We start from the raw sequence: 18,220 nt of genomic DNA on the forward strand, positions 1-18,220 counted from the left end.
TCACTTATCCCTGGTGACAGCTTGTAAAATAAGGTGGCTGAACTTAACTGTTCTGACCGAGGCGAGAGTATATAGAGATCTTGCTCACAATAACAATATCATTTTTCACAATTAGCATACTTCAAGGCCAAGTGAATACTATATAAGCAAATAATACCTTATATAAATCCTTTAACGCATAACTGTTGATTTATCGTACAGCGCACTCAATTGATAACAAAAAAGCCGAACACGATAAATGTTCGGCTTTTGGGAATATATTATTAGTGAGCAATGTTTACTTTGTAAGTGCTTCATTTAGCCATTGGTCGAAATGCGATTTCGGCATTGCGCCATTTAGCATATCAACCATCTTGCCTTCTTTAAACACCATGATTGTTGGAATACTACGGATACGATATTGAGCAGCGAGTGCTTGTTGTGCTTCAGTATCAATCTTCACACAACGTATTTGGCCATCACGCTCTTGAGATACGTCTGAAAATACAGGAGCAAATCCTACGCATGGATTACACCACGGTGCCCAGAAATCAACAACGACAGGCTTATCACTTTCTAATAGTGTAGAGAAATTATCGCTAGTACCTTCAATTGGCATGCCGTCGAATAATTTTTCCTTACATGAGCCGCAGCTTGCTTCATCATTTACGCGCTCAGAAGGTAAACGGTTCAGTGCTTTACAGTGTGGACAGCGTGTTGTGATTGTAGTCATTGTTATCATCCATCTTTAAACTTTATCTGTATTTACTGTAACGCTTACAGATAAAAAAGCAATATGATTCAACTTATTAGAGCAATAGTCTAAAACTATCAAAAGCCGAATGTCGCAAAAAAGATTGATAAAAAACTATTATATCGAACGCATACAAATGGGATGCAAACATCGCATCCCATTCAGTGTCACTTATTATTAGTTAATTATGATTACACTGCTTATTCTGGAACTCCCACAACTACAGTGACAATGTCACAATACGATTAGCGTTAATAACTTAACTGGTAATTAATGTAATAACCCTAACTCACGGGCTTCGGCAATGGTAAGCCCGCTCGCTTGAATATCACGGAGAAGCTCTATACGTCGTCTTGCTGCCGCTTGTTGTTTTTTACTCTCAGCAATATTGGTTGCCGACTCATCCTTGTGATCCCACTTAGATGATACGGAAGAAATTTCTGAAAAATCGATAGAGTTAATAGACACAACAACCTCCTAAAGTAACCTGTGTCATTATGATTTACTTAGTATCAGAGGTAATTAGAGGAGTTAAGCTGATAAATTTAACTTTGTGATCAAATCGAGGTTCATGTAATAAAATTACAAAAACAACTGAAAATGACTAGTCAATAACGAATAACAAGCGTAGTAATAGAAGTTCTTGGCAAATAAAAAACGTTTAATATTTAGACATATTTGACCCAAGCTATTTATATATAAGCTTTAATTAATAAGGCATGAATATAACAACATTTTGTGTATATCTATTTATCAATAAAATGCGTCAACATTTTTGATTTAAGCTTATGATAAAAAAAATAACTGTTTTCTGTCAGTATGTTATGTCGCACTTTACACACTCACATTTAGTAATTTAACATTACATTATTCATACTATAGTTATGAGTATAAAAAGCGTAGCGTAATAAAAAAATTTAAAGGTTTTTATTATGAATACTCAATTATCTGAACTTGCACAACCTGGTGCTATTTCTAACCCTAATACTTTCGCTGAATACCTCACCTTTATTTTCAAAGAAAATATTGAAAATGATGACGTAACAAAAATCTTTGCCAAAATTCAAATTATTGAAAAATCCATCGCGCAAAAAGATCCTTCAGCTAACCTTTCTTTAACCATTGGTATTTCAAATAAAGGTTGGCCTACCGTTTTTCCTGATGTTCAAGCGCCATCTTTATTGCATGATTTCATTGCTATGACTGACGGCGAACGTAGTTTCCCAAGTACACCGGGAGATATTTTCATCATGATAAAATCTGAACGTATGGATATTAATTTTCAAGCTGCGAAATACATTGCCGCAGCGCTTCAACCTGTCGCTAATTTAATTGAAGATATTCAAGGCTTTAAATATCTAGACAACCGCGACATGATCGACTTTGTTGATGGAACTGAAAACCCAAAAAATGAAGCTCGTTTTAATGCCGTATTAGTTGATAATGACCGTGATATCCATCAAGGCGGGACTTACTTAACCGTACAACGCTATGTAGATCGTCAAGGCTTATGGGATAAACAAACCACAGAATACCAAGAGCAAGTTATTGGTCGTACCAAGCTTGATGATATTGAACTTGATGATGATCAAAAACCCGCTTGGGCGCACAATAATAAGAGTAAAGTTATTATTGATGACCAAGAAATTAAAATGCTACGTCAGAACCGTCCATTTGGTAATGCTATGGAACATGGCACTATGTTTGTCGGGTTTGCCGCCTCACCTGAAATTCTAGATATCTCATTGAAGCAAATGATTTATGCTGATGAAAATGGTAACTACGATCGCTTACTGGATTTTGTGGAAGCAAAAACAGGTACTCACTACTTTGTACCTTCACAAACACTAATGAATACTTTCGCCGGTTAATCTATCGCCTCAGCAATGTGCCTACAAATGAAAATTTGTGGGCATTTTTTTATTAAAAATCATAAAGAAATAAAAATGTAATTTATTTTTAACTTAACCAATTGAAAAATAACAAATACATTTTATTTTACAGAATATTTTCTTGATTCCTCACACGTTCTGTTGTCCCCTATACACTTAATAATTAATTCTATCTTTTTATTTATATATACGAAGAGTATTTCTGGGGGCAAGAATGCGCAAAACCCTTTTAACCCGAGTATCACTAGCAAGTCTTATTGCTACCGTTGCGGGTTGTTCATCAACACCACCGCCGCCAGCTCCAAAAGTTGAAAAAAGTTTCAAAACGATAGCTAGCCAATTTATGACTTCTGATGCAACACGTAGCCAAGGTACAGTTGTTGATAAAGGTATGTTTTACCCTAAAGAAACCTTCTCTCTAAGTTATCGTTACTGCTCTGCAAGTGCCGAACAAGCGAAACAAGATATTGATCAATTTTATCAATTAGCAAAAAAAACATGTAAAGCTAACTCTGGCACCATGATCAACCAAGATACTGATGCCTGGTGTGTGAGTCACCCTAATACGCCTGATGAAACACCTATTTTCTCAGCACGAATTACGTCAACAGATCTATGGGCTGATGTTTGTCCTACAGGGCCATTTGTTACAATGCGTGTCATTGAAAATAAAGACGTCAATGAAGCCGCTTGGATTGATGGCGCTAAACTTCTTGGTTATCAACCCTATTCTGTACATAGAAAAATTGTCCCATCAAACCAATCTCAAGCAGCACTGTTTAATGAGAAAGAAACACCTGCACCGGAACAAGAACCTTGGACTGAAGAAACCGGCTTTATTGCGACACACGTAGGTGAAACTGTGTGTATGTATAAGAAGACCAAAGACGAAGCTTATGGTGTGACCTACAAAGGTAAAATCCAAAGTGTAAATGACAACCGCGTTAGTGTATTAGCGACTGAAAAGTTAAAAGGCGATATTCGTATTGCACCTGAAATTGATCCACTACCTTGGTATAAAGAAGCGGTAATTGAAGCAGATGCACGTTCTTGGTTTATTTGTCAGTAAATAGTATTACTCTCTTTAAAAAATAACAAAGCCCAGCATAATCTCATCGTTATGCTGGGCTCTTTATTTATCTTACGCATGAATAGCATAAAATCATTAACTGTAAGTCTCAAAAAAGTCTAACGTATCGTCTAATGCCTGATTACGTAAGCAATCTTTTTCCATTAACAATTCATGTCGAGCATGTGGGATCACTTTCATTTCACACTCTGCACATTTTGCGTAAAAAAGATGATGAGAATTATTATCTACAACGGTATCGTCGCCTGCCTGCAACAATAAAATGGGCGTATGGATATGTCCCACATCCCGAATACAGCTTTTCGCGGCAGCTAATGCTTGCCATACCCATCGTGCACTAGGACCACCAACACGCAGTTCTGGGTGGCACTGATACAAATGCTTCGCCCAAACGTAACGTAATTGACTTTGGCATTGATCATTTTTTTCAAAAGGTGCTTCGTGATACGGCTTATATCCAAACACATAAGACGGCTGTGTTTGATAATGCTCGATAATTTTAGCGATTGAAGATGCGACTAATTTAAGGGGGACAGGAAGATTGATACCAAACATAGGTGCATTAAGAACAACGGCATTAAAATGAGTCTGATAATGCTCTAAATATAAGGTTGCTACCGCACCCCCCATTGAATGAGCTAATAAAAACCGTTGTCTGTATGTTTGTTTTCCAACGACATTTGTAATAAATGAATGAAGATCTGACACATAATCATCAAAACAAATCACATGTCCAAGTTCACTATCGTTAGTTAATCGTCCTGATGCGCCTTGACCGCGATGATCGTAGGCATACACGTCATAACCTTTACGAGATAACTCATAACATAACTCCTGATATTTCCAGAAGCTCTCATTACGCCCATTAACAATGACCACACAACGTTCATTTTGAGGATGTCGAATACTTATCCATCGGATCGGTATTCCATCAACACCTTTAAATTCGCCTTGCTCCCTCTTCTGCCACATATAATGGACTTCACTCGCCATTAATTGTGTAAAAACCGACTCCTTGGTAACAAAATCCCTCTCACAATTTTGTTTAACCATGACAACTTCTTATAATTATTATACAAACTTACATAAATCGCTGACTTCTTCTCCCACTAAATGGGATGCATTACAATGAGGTTCATCAATATCAATATAACGACCCACAGTGTTTAAAAAATACTTACCTGATTGATAACCAAGCCTATAATCTTCTTCTAAAGATGGCATATCACTACCAATCATTTTTGATTTTAGTGCTTTTTGCGGATGAATCTCATAAATAGTAACATCATCAGGTGGATTACTAAGAAACTCTTGTGTTTTTCTATAGTTATCTTCGTGCTCTAACAACATCTCAATCATACCTGCGGCTTTTGATTGGCCTAACGCACGACGAATATTACTCATCCAACAATGATCAAATGATGTATCAATAGGCACAGTGCGGATCACCACAATATGACGATAACCGCGCTCATAAGCTTCTTGAACAGGAATGGGGGCAGATAAGCCACCATCAACCCAATATTCATTTTGTGAGTAAATGGGTTGTCGATTTAAAACAGGGATCGCGCATGAAGCTTTTAATGCCAAAGACCAATTATCCGTATTTAAATTAAAATACGCCGCTTGATGACTCACCGTATTACTTGCTGATGCGAGTACAGTTCGATTACGCATATTCTGTCGGCCTTGATGCCAATCAAGCTCAAAGCGTGTCTGGGTTTGCTGCATTAACCAATCAAGATCAAGCCCTTCACGACCAAACAAAAAACGATATACGTCAAAGAAATGGTGATTCGTTGTTGCTTCTGTGATCACCTTAAAAGCATGTTTCTTTTGACCACAGATATAAGACGCTAAATTAAGCGATCCTGCAGACGTACCAATCATTAGTGAGAACGGATTAAAATCCTGATCTAAAAATGAATCCAATACCCCTGCGGTGAAAATCCCTCTTTGGCCTCCACCTTCCGTGACAAGTGCTATCTTAGATACGTCCTGAGGCTTATGGGACAATGCGTCATAATTTTGTACCGCATAAGATACATGCTTACCTGTCATGTTACTCTCTCAAGATTACTGCATACTTTGATGCATATTCATCATACAAATATCGCAAGGCATACTATCAAATAGGGGTCTAATGTCTAATAAAAAACGATCAATATTTGATTGTAAAAATATACGCTCTAATTTCTAAACATTAACAGCTTGAACTTTAGGTTTTATGTGATTATACAAGTTAATATTATCAGAGAGTATTTAACTCGTTATTCAACATTACCTCATATAAGGCTTAAATAACGCATGAACATTCACTCTTGCTTTAAGCTTGGCTGCCAACAAATATAAACCACCCAATTTACGGTGTAAAAAAATAGCATCTGCGGGCGGTGTATGCCAATAACCACTATTCATACTCAAGGCACTACCGGCATCGCGAATGCGTTTCCCCATATCTGTTGCACCAAAATCATACACACCATCAAAGGCTAATGGCTCACAAGCTTCTACACACAAATTCACGACTGCTTGTTGTGCGACATCTTCAATGTGCTGATGGAAAAAGCCTATTTGTTTTAACGCGTTAAGCATAGATCCCCGATCATTTTTCACCGCACCAGTCATCAATTGGCGATAGCCTTCAGAGACGTGCTCGGGATATTCACGCGTGGCGCCGAAATCAAGCAAGATAAACTGATTCGTTGTGAGGTTATAACGATAGTTAGCAAAATTCGGGTCGGTTTGCACCAATCGAAATTCAAACACTTCTTTGAACAATAAGGTAAAGGCTAATGCCATCACCTCATCACGTACCGCTTGGGGTTGCTTAGCCAGTTGCTCTATTTCTATGCCTTCGACAAAACTCATCGCAAGGATCGTTTCACATGTTAAATCATCGTATATATCAGGGATCAAAAAGCGGGCATCATCAGAAAGTAACTGGCGAAACTGTTTAAGATATTGTGCTTCTTTCTGATAATTAGCTTCGGCATGTAACTGTTTTTTCGCCTCGTCTAATAACTCTGACACATCAATAGACTTAGGGATCAATCCTGATACATTTAGTAAGGTTGAAACATTATGTACATCGCTATCAATACTTTCTCCAATACCTGGATACTGTATCTTTAAAGCAATATCTCGACCGTCTTTGGTTTTTGCTCTATGAACTTGTCCTATTGATGCTGCAGCAACAGGGTAAAACGAAAACTGAGCAAATTTGTCTTGCCAATCTTCCCCCCAGTTAGCAATGAGCACATGATTCAATTGGCTAATAGGCATAGGTTTAGCATCAGCTTGCAAACGAGATAGCAGTTCAGTTAATTCTTTCGGGAGTAAATCACCAGCATCCATCGATAAAAGTTGACCTACTTTCATCGCAGCACCACGTAACTGTGCTAATTGATCAGCCACACGTTGAGCATTTTTCGGCGTTAAGAGCAACTCACTGGCTTTAGGACGATGTCCTGACGCTAACTGTTTCACCCCTTCAGCAACCATGCCCGTTGCGACTCTTGACGCCAGTGAGCCTAATTTCGATAGTCGTGATAATCGCCCTTTAGGCACTTTTGAATACTGATGTGGATCTTTCATGCTTAAACCTTATCTTACGATGATGTGTAACAACGTCATTACTGGCGATTAAACACGCCTTTTCTTTATAGTGAATTAATATGGCGTAAATAATACTCGGCTTGCTCTACAATAACAGATTGCTCATTATCATCTAATTTATCCCAATAACTAAATAGCATACCTACACGAGGATTGTTTGCTAATAACCCTCTATGTTTATCCATAAAACGCCAATATAAACTATTAAATGGACAAGCATTCAGCCCTGTTTTCTTTTTAACCTCATACTGGCATGATGAGCAATAATCGCTCATTTTATTAATGTATGCCCCACTTGAAGCATAAGGCTTTGTTGCAACCACACCACCATCTGCAAACAGCGCCATACCTAGCGTGTTGGGCTTTTCTACCCACTCAACCGCATCAATATAAATACCTAAATACCACTGTTCGACTTCACTCGGCGCAATCCCCGTTAATAAACAAAAATTACCCGTGACCATTAAACGCTGAATATGATGAGCGTAGCTATAATCAAGCGACTGTTTAATCGCATGACGCATACACTGCATATTGGTTTTTGCATCCCAGAAAAAATCAGGTAACGAAGCGCTAGCTTCTAGCGTATTCTCTTTTCCGTAATGGGGCATATTGACCCAATAAATAGCACGAATAAATTCACGCCAGCCTAGTATCTGGCGAACAAACCCTTCAACTTGGGCAATATCAATTTTTGAATCTGGCTGAGAGTAAGCATCAATAGCCGCTTGGATCACTTGCATGGGATGCAACATTTTCGCATTCAAAGCAAAAGATAAACGAGAATGGTATAAGCTCCATGCCGACTCACTTTTGGTGGTCATTGCATCTTGAAAGCGTCCAAAAAAAGGCAATAAATCACGGCAAAAATAACTCAGTAGCGCTAGTGATTGTTTACGGTTTGTTGGCCAAAGTAGCTGCTCACAAGATTGACCGATTGTGTTGATATCGTGTTTTTCGAGTCGTTTAGAAATAACACTAACATCATTACTAAACATTAACGGTTGAGGAATCGCTTCAATATCAACAGCCTTTAATTTATTTCGATTTGCGCCATCATAATTCCATTTACCACCTTGAGGCTTTCCTTCAACCATTAATACATCAAATCGTTTCCGCATAGCGCGATAAAAATGCTCCATACGGTGATGTTTGTTTGGTGTTATATACTGCTCAAGTTCGGCCAATGTCAGTAAGAAATGCTCGCTATCACATGCTTGAACGGTTACATCAGGAATCTTTAATGTTGCTAACTGTTGCGATAATCGGTATTCGTCTGGTTGTTGATATTCAAATGCTTGGCAATGATATTGCTGACAAAGTGAAATAATTAAATCAGGTAAATCATGATAGGTATGAGTATCGTCTAATGTTAAATGTAAAACCTCATGTCCTGCTTGTTGTAGCGCAATCGCGAAATTTTCCATCGCAGCAAAAAATGCACAGATCTTTTGATGGTGGTGAGTAACATAGTTGGTTTCTTGCTTTAGCTCTGCAATAACATACAGCACATGTTCATTGGGTTGTTGATACCAATGATGACTCGCATTGAGTTGATCGCCTAAAATAAAACGAAGAGTTGTATAGCGCGATTGCATGATTATCCTCTACCACTCATTGGCCAATCATCAATATTTACGCTGTCTAAGGCGTTAAGGTTTTCATCCCCTCGCCAATGGCGAATAAAATGCTGATTAGGATCAAATATTCGTGTTTGTTTTTCTAAGTCAAACCAACGTTTTTCACGACTGTCTGTTCCCACCCCTGCAATATATTGCCAATTGCCCCAGTTTGCCGCGACATCATGATCAATCAGCTGTTGTTCAAAATAAGCTGCACCGTAGCGCCAATCAACGGATAGCTCATTAACCAAACAACTTGCAACTATTTGGCGCCCACGATTAGACATATAGCCCGTTTGGTTTAACTGTTTCATAAACGCATTAACAATAGGATATGGTGTTGAGCCCTCACACCATTGTTTAAAACGAGTTGGATAAAAACTGCTTAATAAACGTTTATTTTGCACGCCACTGAAACGATACAGATCTCGCCCAACAGCATGCGCATGCCATTGAAAAAACTCACGCCATAACAACTCAAAGAAGATCCAGTAGGTTGATGAATTTTTCTCTTTGTATTTTTCATAATCTAGCAAGGTAGCCATAATCATTTTGGCGGATAGTGCACCACACGCTAACCACGGTGAAAATTTGGTTGAGTTATCCCAACCCTCTATGGCATTACGCGTCTCTTTATAACTAGACGGTAAACGAGAAGAAAAGTATTGCTGTAAATGCATCATTGCTGCATTTTCACCACCATGCCACTCCACCTGATCATTATCTAAAATGGGAACATTTCGAATATCTAAATATCCAGAACAATATACATTGGGTTGTGGCGGTAAATAATCAGGCACAGGTAGGGACGAAAAAACAGTGACGCTTTGCTCTATCTGTTTACGAAATTTTGAAAATCTATTTGGCATATCTGAAAGAGGAAACGGCAGTTGATTTTGTGAATACAACGTATGCGTATCAACTTCTACAAATTGAAAATGGGGGTAACATTGTTTTAGGTAATGCCATTGCTGTTGTTCATACCAGCCGCAGTGACGACTCCGATAGATAAGGTTAATACCGTATTGTTCTATTAATTTAGGCATAAAAACCATAGGATCGGCTTGCATCACTAATAAACGCTGACCCAATGTGGCTAAATTAGATTGCAGTGCTTGTAGCGATTGCAGCAGGAAGCGATGGCGAATGGCTCCCACCGAGACAAGTTGATAACGATTAAATTGCTGCTTTTGTGGCTCCATAAAATAAATACACAGCAAGTTGTCACAATACTCGTAAGCTTGATGAAGTATAGGGTTATCGTGTAAACGTAGATCATTGGTGAACCAATAAAGAGCTTTTATCGCCATAAATTATATGCCTTATTTTTTATCGACTCTTCATTTACGATACGAATAGGCATAACGATCGATTTTTATTCTTTCTGTCAAGAAATTTAGGCAATAAAAAAGCCAGTATTATTAACAAGAAAGGTAATAATACTGGCTGAAAATGTAATTAGTCGTTAATCAAATTCTGGCTGATTACGGTTTTTAAAATTCACCAATAATCCCATCACCAGTACCACAACCGTCACTATTAAAATAGACTGGAATACGTGGTGATATTGCGCAGCAGAAGTAATTAAATCAATGGCATCACCTTTTGGTGTATTGGTTGATGTTAACTCAGCAATGTTTGCTGCTAAATAGTTTGCTACCGAACCACCCATTAACATGTAAATACCCGCGACCGTACCTGTTGCTCCTTGCGGATTCATACGCGTAATTGCAGCTAACGCGACAGGGTCAATAAATAGCTCAGCGATACCAATGAAAAACAAACCAATAAATAGCCATAGGAATGTTGTATGACCTGTTGCCATTGCTAACTTAGAAGACAACGTAATCAAACTAAAGCCCGCAGTTAAGAGAAACAAACCCATGTTTAATTTAGTTAATGTACGAACAGAGATCTGACGTGTCGATAATACTTTCCACAACCATGTCACCGCAGCACCACCCACAATAACGGCTACAGGATTCACCGATTGGAAGAAAGCTGTTGGAATATGGTAACCAAAAATATCAGTATCAATATTACGCTCGATGAATAAGCTGATTGAACTGCCACCTTGCTGATCAAATGCCCAAAACACCATACCAAAAATCATAAAGTACATAATTGAGTGAAGTTTCTTGCGATCTTCAGCATCACTCTTACGGTATAAACGCAGCATTTGTAGTGCTGAAAATGCAAGGATCACGGCAAGAATGTAACCTGCTAATAAATCTTTAAGTACAAACACAAGACCTATCGCGGCAGCAACGACACCGAGAATGATTAAGAACCAGTGACTAATACCTGCTGTTTTTTGTGTTAACGCCGCTTTATTGGCTTTTTGTACATGGGCAAAGTTTTTACGGCCCGTACTAAAAATGATTAAGCCAATAAACATACCAATACCTGCAAGAGCAAAGCCCACATGCCATCCCCAACGGCTTGCAGCATACCCACAGAAAATTGGCGCTAAAGCAGAACCAATGTTACCGCCTATATAGGATATAGAAAATCCTGATTCACGTGCGCTTTCATGACCTTTATATAACTCACCCAATAAACAGCTTGAGTTAGTTTTAAAAAAGCCATAACCACAAATAATTAATGCTAACGCAGAATACAAGGTCGTATGATCGTTACTCGGAATACTTAATACAATGTGGCCAGCAACCATCAGTGAGCCACCAATAACAACAGCCCAGTAATTACCCAAATAACGGTCTGCTAAATAACCCCCTAAAATGGGTGTCACATAAACTAAAGATGTATATGCACCATATAGAGCATAAGCATGTTCATCTGACATTAAGAGTTTTTGGGTTAAAAATAGAATTAATAGCGAACGCATGCCGTAGTAGCTAAAAAATTCCCACATTTGTATTGCGATGAGGTGAAAAAGCCCTTTAGGCTGAGAGGATAATTGCATATTGATTCCTGTAAAAAGGCCCGTTTAGCTAACGGTTGTCATTCTTATGGGTGTGTTTATACCTAGGGTATTTAAGAATGAAAATACACTGAACTTCTCTAAGCTCAAGCATATTCTTACCCCATATTTAGTATCTTACTTTTCATAGTTTTAGACATTTAATCATTGCTTCACTAGAAATAGATTATTCCATTTACAAGCAGTAAACAAACATCATTCCATTTTTAGTTCTAACAAAGCATCAATTTTGAAAAAAACTAAGTATTCATAAGGTTATGTTAAAAACACGTCACTAAACTAAAATCTTCAGTAGAGCTATATAACAAAAATCACAACATTAATGTAACAAAAAAGCCGTAACAATCGCTGCTACGGCTTTAATAAAAGAAACAGTTAGAACACGTTATAGCGTTAAATCTAACTCATTATGAATTAATACGATGCATTGAGAAGCAAATAACATCTTAGGACCTAAGCTAATCTTCTGTGCGCCTAAGCGTTTTAAGCTATTATAACTTTTCTTCGGCATTGGCATGTGATCGGTTAATAAGAAACAAGGGTTCGCAGCAAGTTCAATATCGCGAACAAAATCCCCTTTCTTATCTAACATGTATAATTGGTAGTCTTCAGCAAGTTCAACTATCAGCTTTTCAAAACTGATCGTACGAACTGTGATCCCCGGTTCTACATTACGACATTGCTCTTTATCCATGCCTAATGATTTATCAAGCGCATGAGTAATCTTATCTAACCATGCTTGCTCATGAAAACCCGTTAAATTAGTAATATCATTTGAATTAAAGCTAATGGTACGAGAAAAGTCTTGCGTACTTTCAAGCACTAAATGCACCATAATATCTTCGCGGTGAGACTGCGCCACAAAAATAGCATTCATTAAAACGTGAGCCAAAATTTCAGTGTGAGCATCTTGACCCACAGATGCTAATAGCATTTTACTGTCGGTGGGTGCAGAACGGGCTCTTAATACGAAAGCACGCATAGTTAATATCCTAGAAGTTGAAAGTGACACCAGCATCGCTACACATAGGTATATACCAATCATATACCTACAGCGAGCGCAGTATTATCCCCGCTTTTCATCAATATGTAACCCCCATTGATCAGATTCCTATTTTTAAGCGTATTAAGTTAATCAATCAATGACGACTAGGTAATATGAACACTATCACTCGATTACCCTCCCACACACTTGGCTATCTAGGTCTTATTCCTTTTGCCCTAAGTGCACTCGCTATCAGCCTTGAGATACGTATTTTTAACACTTCCGCTTTGCTCATTTTCGTCAGTTACAGTGCCATTATTCTCAGTTTTCTTTCTGGCGTTATGTGGGGAAACAGTCTTAACCATAACGAAAGTTCAACCTATCGATATGCTCTACTCTTAAGTAATCTTTTTGCGCTACTGGCTTGGTTTTCACTTTTACATTCAACGAGTAACTACACGTGGGCTATTGTTGCATTAACGCTGGGCTTCATTTGTATTCGTATCACCGAGATAAAGTTTAACTCAGGTCATCAAGATGAGTCTTATCAACAATTACGTAATCGTCTAACCACTTGTGTTTGCGGACTACATGCGGTTGTATTTGCAATCACATAATCAGGGGATCAGAAAAATGGAAAAAATGATCATATTTTATGACGGAAGTTGCCCACTTTGTGTCGCTGAAATGAAGCAACTTCGACAACTTAATAAACATCAAAAACTACAATTTGAAGATATTCTTGCGCCTGATTTTAACCAACGCTTTCCTGATATATCAAAAGAAAAAGCCAGCACTGTTTTACACGGTTTACTCTCTTCTCAAACCGGCTCAGAGCAACAACTTTTGCTTGGTCTTGATGTCACTTATAAAGCATGGAACCTTGTAGGTAAAAAGAAGTGGTTAAAAATACTTAGGCTTCCAGTGATACGTATCGTTGCCGATAAAGCATACTTATTTTTTGCCAGAAATCGTTATCGTATTTCCTATTTATTCACCGGAAAATCCCGTTGCAATAGCTGTTCAATTGATTAATAGGCTTCAGTGAAGCTAAATGTTTAACACTATAATCAAGCACTATCTTACTTCTCTATTAGGTTATTTATCTTTTGATAAATCAGTGAAATAAGTACAATACGACATAGCAAAACTTAACATCGCGGTGGCTATCTTTAGCCGCTACTTTGTATCAATATACGTTAGCGTTTTATTTCTTGTACTCGATAAACAAACAACTATTCCCCTCAAAAATTAATACTAATACCCCCCTAAAATTAAGAATAAAGCGCCACCAATTAGACTGCACATAGTCATAAAAATGACCATTTCAATTCTTTTAAGCGATACCTCTAATTTTTGTATTTATTTACGTGCATATATATAAAACACTATTTACACTCGCCGCACTTTCTAACACCTCATTTTCTGAGACAACAATGCAACTATCACTGAAACAAAAGCTGATCAGCGCGAGCTTGTCTGCTGTTGTCCTTATGGCAACAGTATTAACTTGGCTTGCTGCCAGTAATTTACAACAACAAACAAATGAAAATATCTTAGATCGCGTACAAAGCGTAGCAACCACAGCTACCAGCGGTATTGAAGATTGGATTAATATCCGTCGCAGTATTACCTCTTCAGTAAAAGAACCCTATCAAAAAGCAGATCTTGTGCCTTTCCTTCAACAAGCACGCGATGCTGGCGGTTTTGACGATATTTACTACGGCACCGTTGCAGGACAAATGCTGCGTTCACACCCAGAACGTAACCGTGCTGATTACGATCCTCGTACTCGCCCTTGGTACGGTGATGCCGTTAACAGCAATAAACAAGTGATCACCACCGCTTATCAAGACGCTATTACTAACGCCCTTTTAGTGACGATTGCCGAGCCTATTCGACATAGCGGCGCACTTGCCGGTGTTATCGGTGCCGACGTATTAATTGATCAACTCATTAACGATGTGATCAGTTTGAACGTTGGTGATAATGCTCATGCTATGTTAATCGATAAAAAGAATGGAACTTTCCTTGCTCATTCTGATAAGTCACTGTTATTGAAACCGATTGCTAATTATAGCAATCAGTTAAACATGGGTAACATTGAACAAAGTGCCAATACAAACCGCTTAGAGCAGATCTCAATCAAAGGGGTAGATAAGCTATTTTACTTTGCAAATATCCCAAATAGTGATTGGATATTTGGCCTTGAAATGGATAAATCCACAGAAGAAGCCAGCTACTATTCACTATTAACAGAGTTAATCATCACCGCTATTGTGATCACTTTGATCGTCGTTATGGCGGTAGCGTGGCTAGTAAACTATCTTCTTCGTGATCTTAACCGTGTATCAAAAGCACTGGCTGAAATTGCAAATGGTGAAGGTGATTTAACACAACGTTTAGAACCAAGAAGCCAAGACGAAGTGGGTAAGCTTGCACTAAATTTCAACCAGTTTGTCGGTAACATGCACCAAATGGTGACTCGATTACGTCATGTTTCAGAATCACTTAATCATCAATCTCATATAACCGCTTCACAAGCCGAAGAGCGCAGCACTCGTATTCAGCATCAGCAAGATGAAATTAATATGGTCGCAACAGCAATCAATGAAATGGCAGCCGCCACACAAGAGATTGCTGCCAACGCAGAAAACACCGCAAGAACATCAGAGCAAACGGTAACCGCTTCTAATCACGGCGCCACACTGGTCAACCAAAGCCAACAATCCATCAGCACATTAGCGCAAGAAGTGGATACGGCAACATCTGTGATCAGTGAGCTAAATCACCATGCTCAAAGCATTACAACTATTCTATCTACAATTCAAGGGATTGCTGAACAAACCAACTTATTGGCATTAAATGCCGCGATTGAAGCAGCCCGAGCTGGTGAGCAAGGTCGAGGGTTTGCTGTTGTTGCAGATGAGGTACGTGTACTTAGCCAACGGACGCATGCATCAACTCAAGAAATTCAACAAATGATAGAGACCCTACAAAAAACCACAGGTCAAACTGTGAATATCATGGAGGATAGTCGTCATCTCTCTGAAACCAGTGTTGATGATGCCAATGCAGCAGCAGTAAGCTTGTCGCAAATTACGACTGCCGTAACCACGATCAATGATATGGCAACACAAATTGCTTCCGCCGCTGAAGAGCAATCTTCCGTAACATCTGAGATCACCCGTAATACAGAGGGAATTCGTGATGTTTCTAATGAACTTGCTGTAGAAGCCAATGAAGCCGCCAAACAGGCAGCTGAGCTATCAAATTTATCTCATGAACTACAACAAGAAATCAGTCGCTTTAAACTCTAAACATACCGTTATAACAACGAAAAACTAACGACAAAAGCTAGCATATAACATGCTAGCTTTTGTTCTATATACCGCTAACTACTATGCCAATATTTCCATTTCTCTTCACACTTTGTTTCAGTATTAACACCATGCGGCATGGGGTAACCCAACAGATCGCTATAAAGATGAATATGAAAAACACTTAAGCGCAAGCTGCCCTATTGCTAGTGATAACATGAAACATTTCGTCTATTTTGCTAAAGACAGACAAGCCATTAAATCTCATCCTTTACTCAACAAACCTCGTTTTGTAGGCGCACAAATCATGTATTCATGGTCTGACTTAGAACCTCAAAAAGACGTTTAAGATTTCTCTATCATTTTTGATGATTATGAATACCTAAAAAAGCACGGTAAAAAACTGTTTATTCAACTTCAAGATGCAACCTTCTATTCTGAAAATAAAGCCGTACCTAAATACCTTCTCACTATTAGTGCAAGCATTAGGACGCCAGTTTGACGAAAAATGGAAGGGATAAACTTACAAAAAACCGCTATTGGTGTATCAGTAAAAACCGATCCAAGCTTTAATGAAAAAGACTATATAACAGGTATCAAAGCAAACATGCTGAGCTTGAAACAGGCGTTTCCTTCCTCAACAACCATGCAATATGCCAACTTTGTTAACGGTGAATGGCTTCCTTGGGAAGACAAAGGTTACCTGAAAGTATTTATCGATATGGCGAAAAAATGGGTGTGGGATTAGGTGCACCTGATCTCATGGTTAAGCGTCGAGGACAACTAAACCATGCTTTAGCTATGATGCATGAAAATAAGTATTCCGTCCCTTTAGGGATTGCCATTCAAGACGGTAATTACATAGGGCAAACAAACACAACTGCAGTAGTTGAAAAACGAAACAACATCGTACCGATGCTGCACTCATTTAGTCAGCACTTCCTAAAAGTAAAATACATGTTCTGGGGATACCAAGAACCCTACTTTACAGAAGATGTTGTTACTTGCTTAAACGCTTAACTTAACACATCGGGTTAATAGCAAAACCAGCATTTATTGCTGGCTTTGTTAACTTAAAACGAACATATAAATTATTGCACAGACTAATAATAAATAAGTAATAATTCTATAAATAATAACTTTAATAATAATTTATTGTTATTGTATATGATCTTAAAAACCGTCCAAACTGAGGTCCGGTATCATTACGGGGATTAAAATCCTTAATCGGCTTTACTATTACTTGATACTTTAAATGATTAAGCTCATATAAATTATCATTATATATATGACCAAACTGAATTGGATCAAACCCATTACGATAAAAATGAACATCAACTGCATCACGGTTAATTTCATCAAATACTTCATTTGGCGTCATTGTATATGTCGCATACATCGTATTCGGTTCAGGAGAAATTCCTGCTTGTCCAGTACTAATATCACTATGTGTATACTGTAGAGCAGCATCTAGATCTCGCATACTTGAAGTCTCACCGGGAGTCATATCACCAACATCATTATTCAATTCACTATCAACAAATCCACATGTATTTTGAACAATATGTAACTGTATATAATCTGTATCAATTATTGAGGTATTATTATTTGTCGTTCTTTTGGTATGTATCGGAATATTATAAATTGTACTTACAGGACTGATAGGAACTTCAAATTGAATCTTGGTTAATTTAATATCGTAACTTGCTTTATAACCATCAAGCCTTCCATTACCTGTTTTAAAACTAAAACCAGCTCGAACATTGTTTTCGACATTTTTTTGTATCATAATCACCGTTATAACCATCAAGATTGACATCAACAATAACAGTACGTCCCGGATTTACATAAATATGTTGTTCATTATCCTGTGAAAAAGAAGAAATTAAAGATAAACACAGAATCCTTTTATTCATTAATTAATACCAATATAAATATAGCGTTTTAAAGATTAAATTTTATTAAAATATTCTAATATTAAAAATATAAGATAATTTAACAATCTCGATATACAAC

18 protein-coding genes are annotated in these 18,220 nt (G+C 37.9%); 8 read left to right on the top strand and 10 right to left on the bottom strand.

Features of this window, described 5'->3' with window-relative positions; genetic code table 11:
- Positions 1-277: 277 nt before the first annotated feature.
- Both trxC and C9J45_RS14560 read right to left on the bottom strand, forming a co-directional pair.
- Positions 278-712: a thioredoxin TrxC gene (gene trxC, locus C9J45_RS14555; RefSeq protein ID WP_107206668.1), complete on the bottom strand. Its 435-nt coding sequence runs from the start codon at positions 710-712 to the stop codon at positions 278-280.
- A gap of 291 nt (positions 713-1,003) precedes the next feature.
- Entirely contained in the window at positions 1,004-1,201 is a 198-nt protein-coding gene (locus C9J45_RS14560) for a hypothetical protein (RefSeq protein WP_107206669.1), read from the bottom strand.
- A gap of 464 nt (positions 1,202-1,665) precedes the next feature.
- Between C9J45_RS14560 and C9J45_RS14565 the strand changes: the two genes are divergently transcribed.
- Both C9J45_RS14565 and C9J45_RS14570 read left to right on the top strand, forming a co-directional pair.
- Positions 1,666-2,604, top strand: coding sequence for a Dyp-type peroxidase (locus tag C9J45_RS14565; RefSeq protein WP_107206670.1), 939 nt, complete (start codon positions 1,666-1,668; stop codon positions 2,602-2,604).
- 235 nt (positions 2,605-2,839) lie between these two features.
- Positions 2,840-3,694: a hypothetical protein gene (locus tag C9J45_RS14570; protein ID WP_107206671.1), complete on the top strand. Its 855-nt coding sequence runs from the start codon at positions 2,840-2,842 to the stop codon at positions 3,692-3,694.
- Between the two features lie 96 nt (positions 3,695-3,790).
- Here the strand turns inward: C9J45_RS14570 and C9J45_RS14575 are convergent, their stop codons facing one another.
- From C9J45_RS14575 to trmY, 7 genes are all read right to left on the bottom strand, one after another.
- A complete protein-coding gene (locus C9J45_RS14575) occupies positions 3,791-4,708 on the bottom strand; it encodes an alpha/beta fold hydrolase (RefSeq protein WP_107292699.1) in 918 nt (305 codons plus the stop codon).
- Positions 4,709-4,786: 78 nt separating this feature from the next.
- Positions 4,787-5,776, bottom strand: coding sequence for a patatin family protein (locus C9J45_RS14580; RefSeq protein ID WP_107206673.1), 990 nt, complete (start codon positions 5,774-5,776; stop codon positions 4,787-4,789).
- A 219-nt stretch (positions 5,777-5,995) separates the two neighbouring features.
- Positions 5,996-7,312 (bottom strand): AarF/ABC1/UbiB kinase family protein, encoded by a 1,317-nt coding sequence (locus C9J45_RS14585; RefSeq protein WP_107206674.1) that lies wholly within the window; start codon positions 7,310-7,312, stop codon positions 5,996-5,998.
- A 65-nt stretch (positions 7,313-7,377) separates the two neighbouring features.
- Positions 7,378-8,931 (bottom strand): cryptochrome/photolyase family protein, encoded by a 1,554-nt coding sequence (locus C9J45_RS14590; RefSeq protein WP_199190691.1) that lies wholly within the window; start codon positions 8,929-8,931, stop codon positions 7,378-7,380.
- Positions 8,932-8,933: 2 nt separating this feature from the next.
- Positions 8,934-10,265, bottom strand: a complete 1,332-nt coding sequence (locus C9J45_RS14595) for a DASH family cryptochrome (RefSeq protein ID WP_107292701.1) — start codon at positions 10,263-10,265, stop codon at positions 8,934-8,936.
- 155 nt (positions 10,266-10,420) lie between these two features.
- Positions 10,421-11,881 (bottom strand): peptide MFS transporter, encoded by a 1,461-nt coding sequence (locus tag C9J45_RS14600; RefSeq protein ID WP_107206677.1) that lies wholly within the window; start codon positions 11,879-11,881, stop codon positions 10,421-10,423.
- Positions 11,882-12,284: 403 nt separating this feature from the next.
- Entirely contained in the window at positions 12,285-12,881 is a 597-nt protein-coding gene (gene trmY, locus C9J45_RS14605; protein WP_107292702.1) for a tRNA (pseudouridine(54)-N(1))-methyltransferase TrmY, read from the bottom strand.
- Positions 12,882-13,057: 176 nt separating this feature from the next.
- Between trmY and C9J45_RS14610 the strand changes: the two genes are divergently transcribed.
- From C9J45_RS14610 to C9J45_RS21785, 6 genes are all read left to right on the top strand, one after another.
- Positions 13,058-13,501, top strand: coding sequence for a DUF3429 domain-containing protein (locus tag C9J45_RS14610; RefSeq protein WP_107292703.1), 444 nt, complete (start codon positions 13,058-13,060; stop codon positions 13,499-13,501).
- 16 nt (positions 13,502-13,517) lie between these two features.
- Complete coding sequence (locus tag C9J45_RS14615) at positions 13,518-13,919, top strand: thiol-disulfide oxidoreductase DCC family protein (protein WP_107292704.1); 402 nt, start codon at positions 13,518-13,520, stop codon at positions 13,917-13,919.
- Between the two features lie 401 nt (positions 13,920-14,320).
- Positions 14,321-16,204: a methyl-accepting chemotaxis protein gene (locus C9J45_RS14620; protein WP_107292705.1), complete on the top strand. Its 1,884-nt coding sequence runs from the start codon at positions 14,321-14,323 to the stop codon at positions 16,202-16,204.
- A 217-nt stretch (positions 16,205-16,421) separates the two neighbouring features.
- A complete protein-coding gene (locus C9J45_RS21840) occupies positions 16,422-16,553 on the top strand; it encodes a hypothetical protein (protein WP_255418312.1) in 132 nt (43 codons plus the stop codon).
- A gap of 159 nt (positions 16,554-16,712) precedes the next feature.
- On the top strand, positions 16,713-16,952 hold the full coding sequence (locus C9J45_RS21780; protein WP_233217775.1) for a hypothetical protein: 240 nt from the start codon (positions 16,713-16,715) through the stop codon (positions 16,950-16,952).
- Complete coding sequence (locus C9J45_RS21785; RefSeq protein ID WP_233217778.1) at positions 16,937-17,224, top strand: hypothetical protein; 288 nt, start codon at positions 16,937-16,939, stop codon at positions 17,222-17,224. The genes C9J45_RS21780 and C9J45_RS21785 overlap by 16 nt, the downstream gene beginning before the upstream one ends.
- Positions 17,225-17,345: 121 nt before the next feature.
- On the opposite strand, the gene C9J45_RS14630 is transcribed toward C9J45_RS21785, so the two are convergent.
- Positions 17,346-17,999 carry a hypothetical protein gene (locus tag C9J45_RS14630; RefSeq protein ID WP_146144326.1) on the bottom strand — a complete coding sequence of 218 codons (654 nt, stop codon included), beginning with the start codon at positions 17,997-17,999 and terminating at the stop codon, positions 17,346-17,348.
- Between the last annotated feature and the right edge of the window lie 221 nt (positions 18,000-18,220).

The sequence above is a fragment of the Photobacterium sp. GB-1 genome (genome assembly GCF_003026165.1).
In the GTDB taxonomy this organism is placed as follows: domain Bacteria; phylum Pseudomonadota; class Gammaproteobacteria; order Enterobacterales; family Vibrionaceae; genus Photobacterium.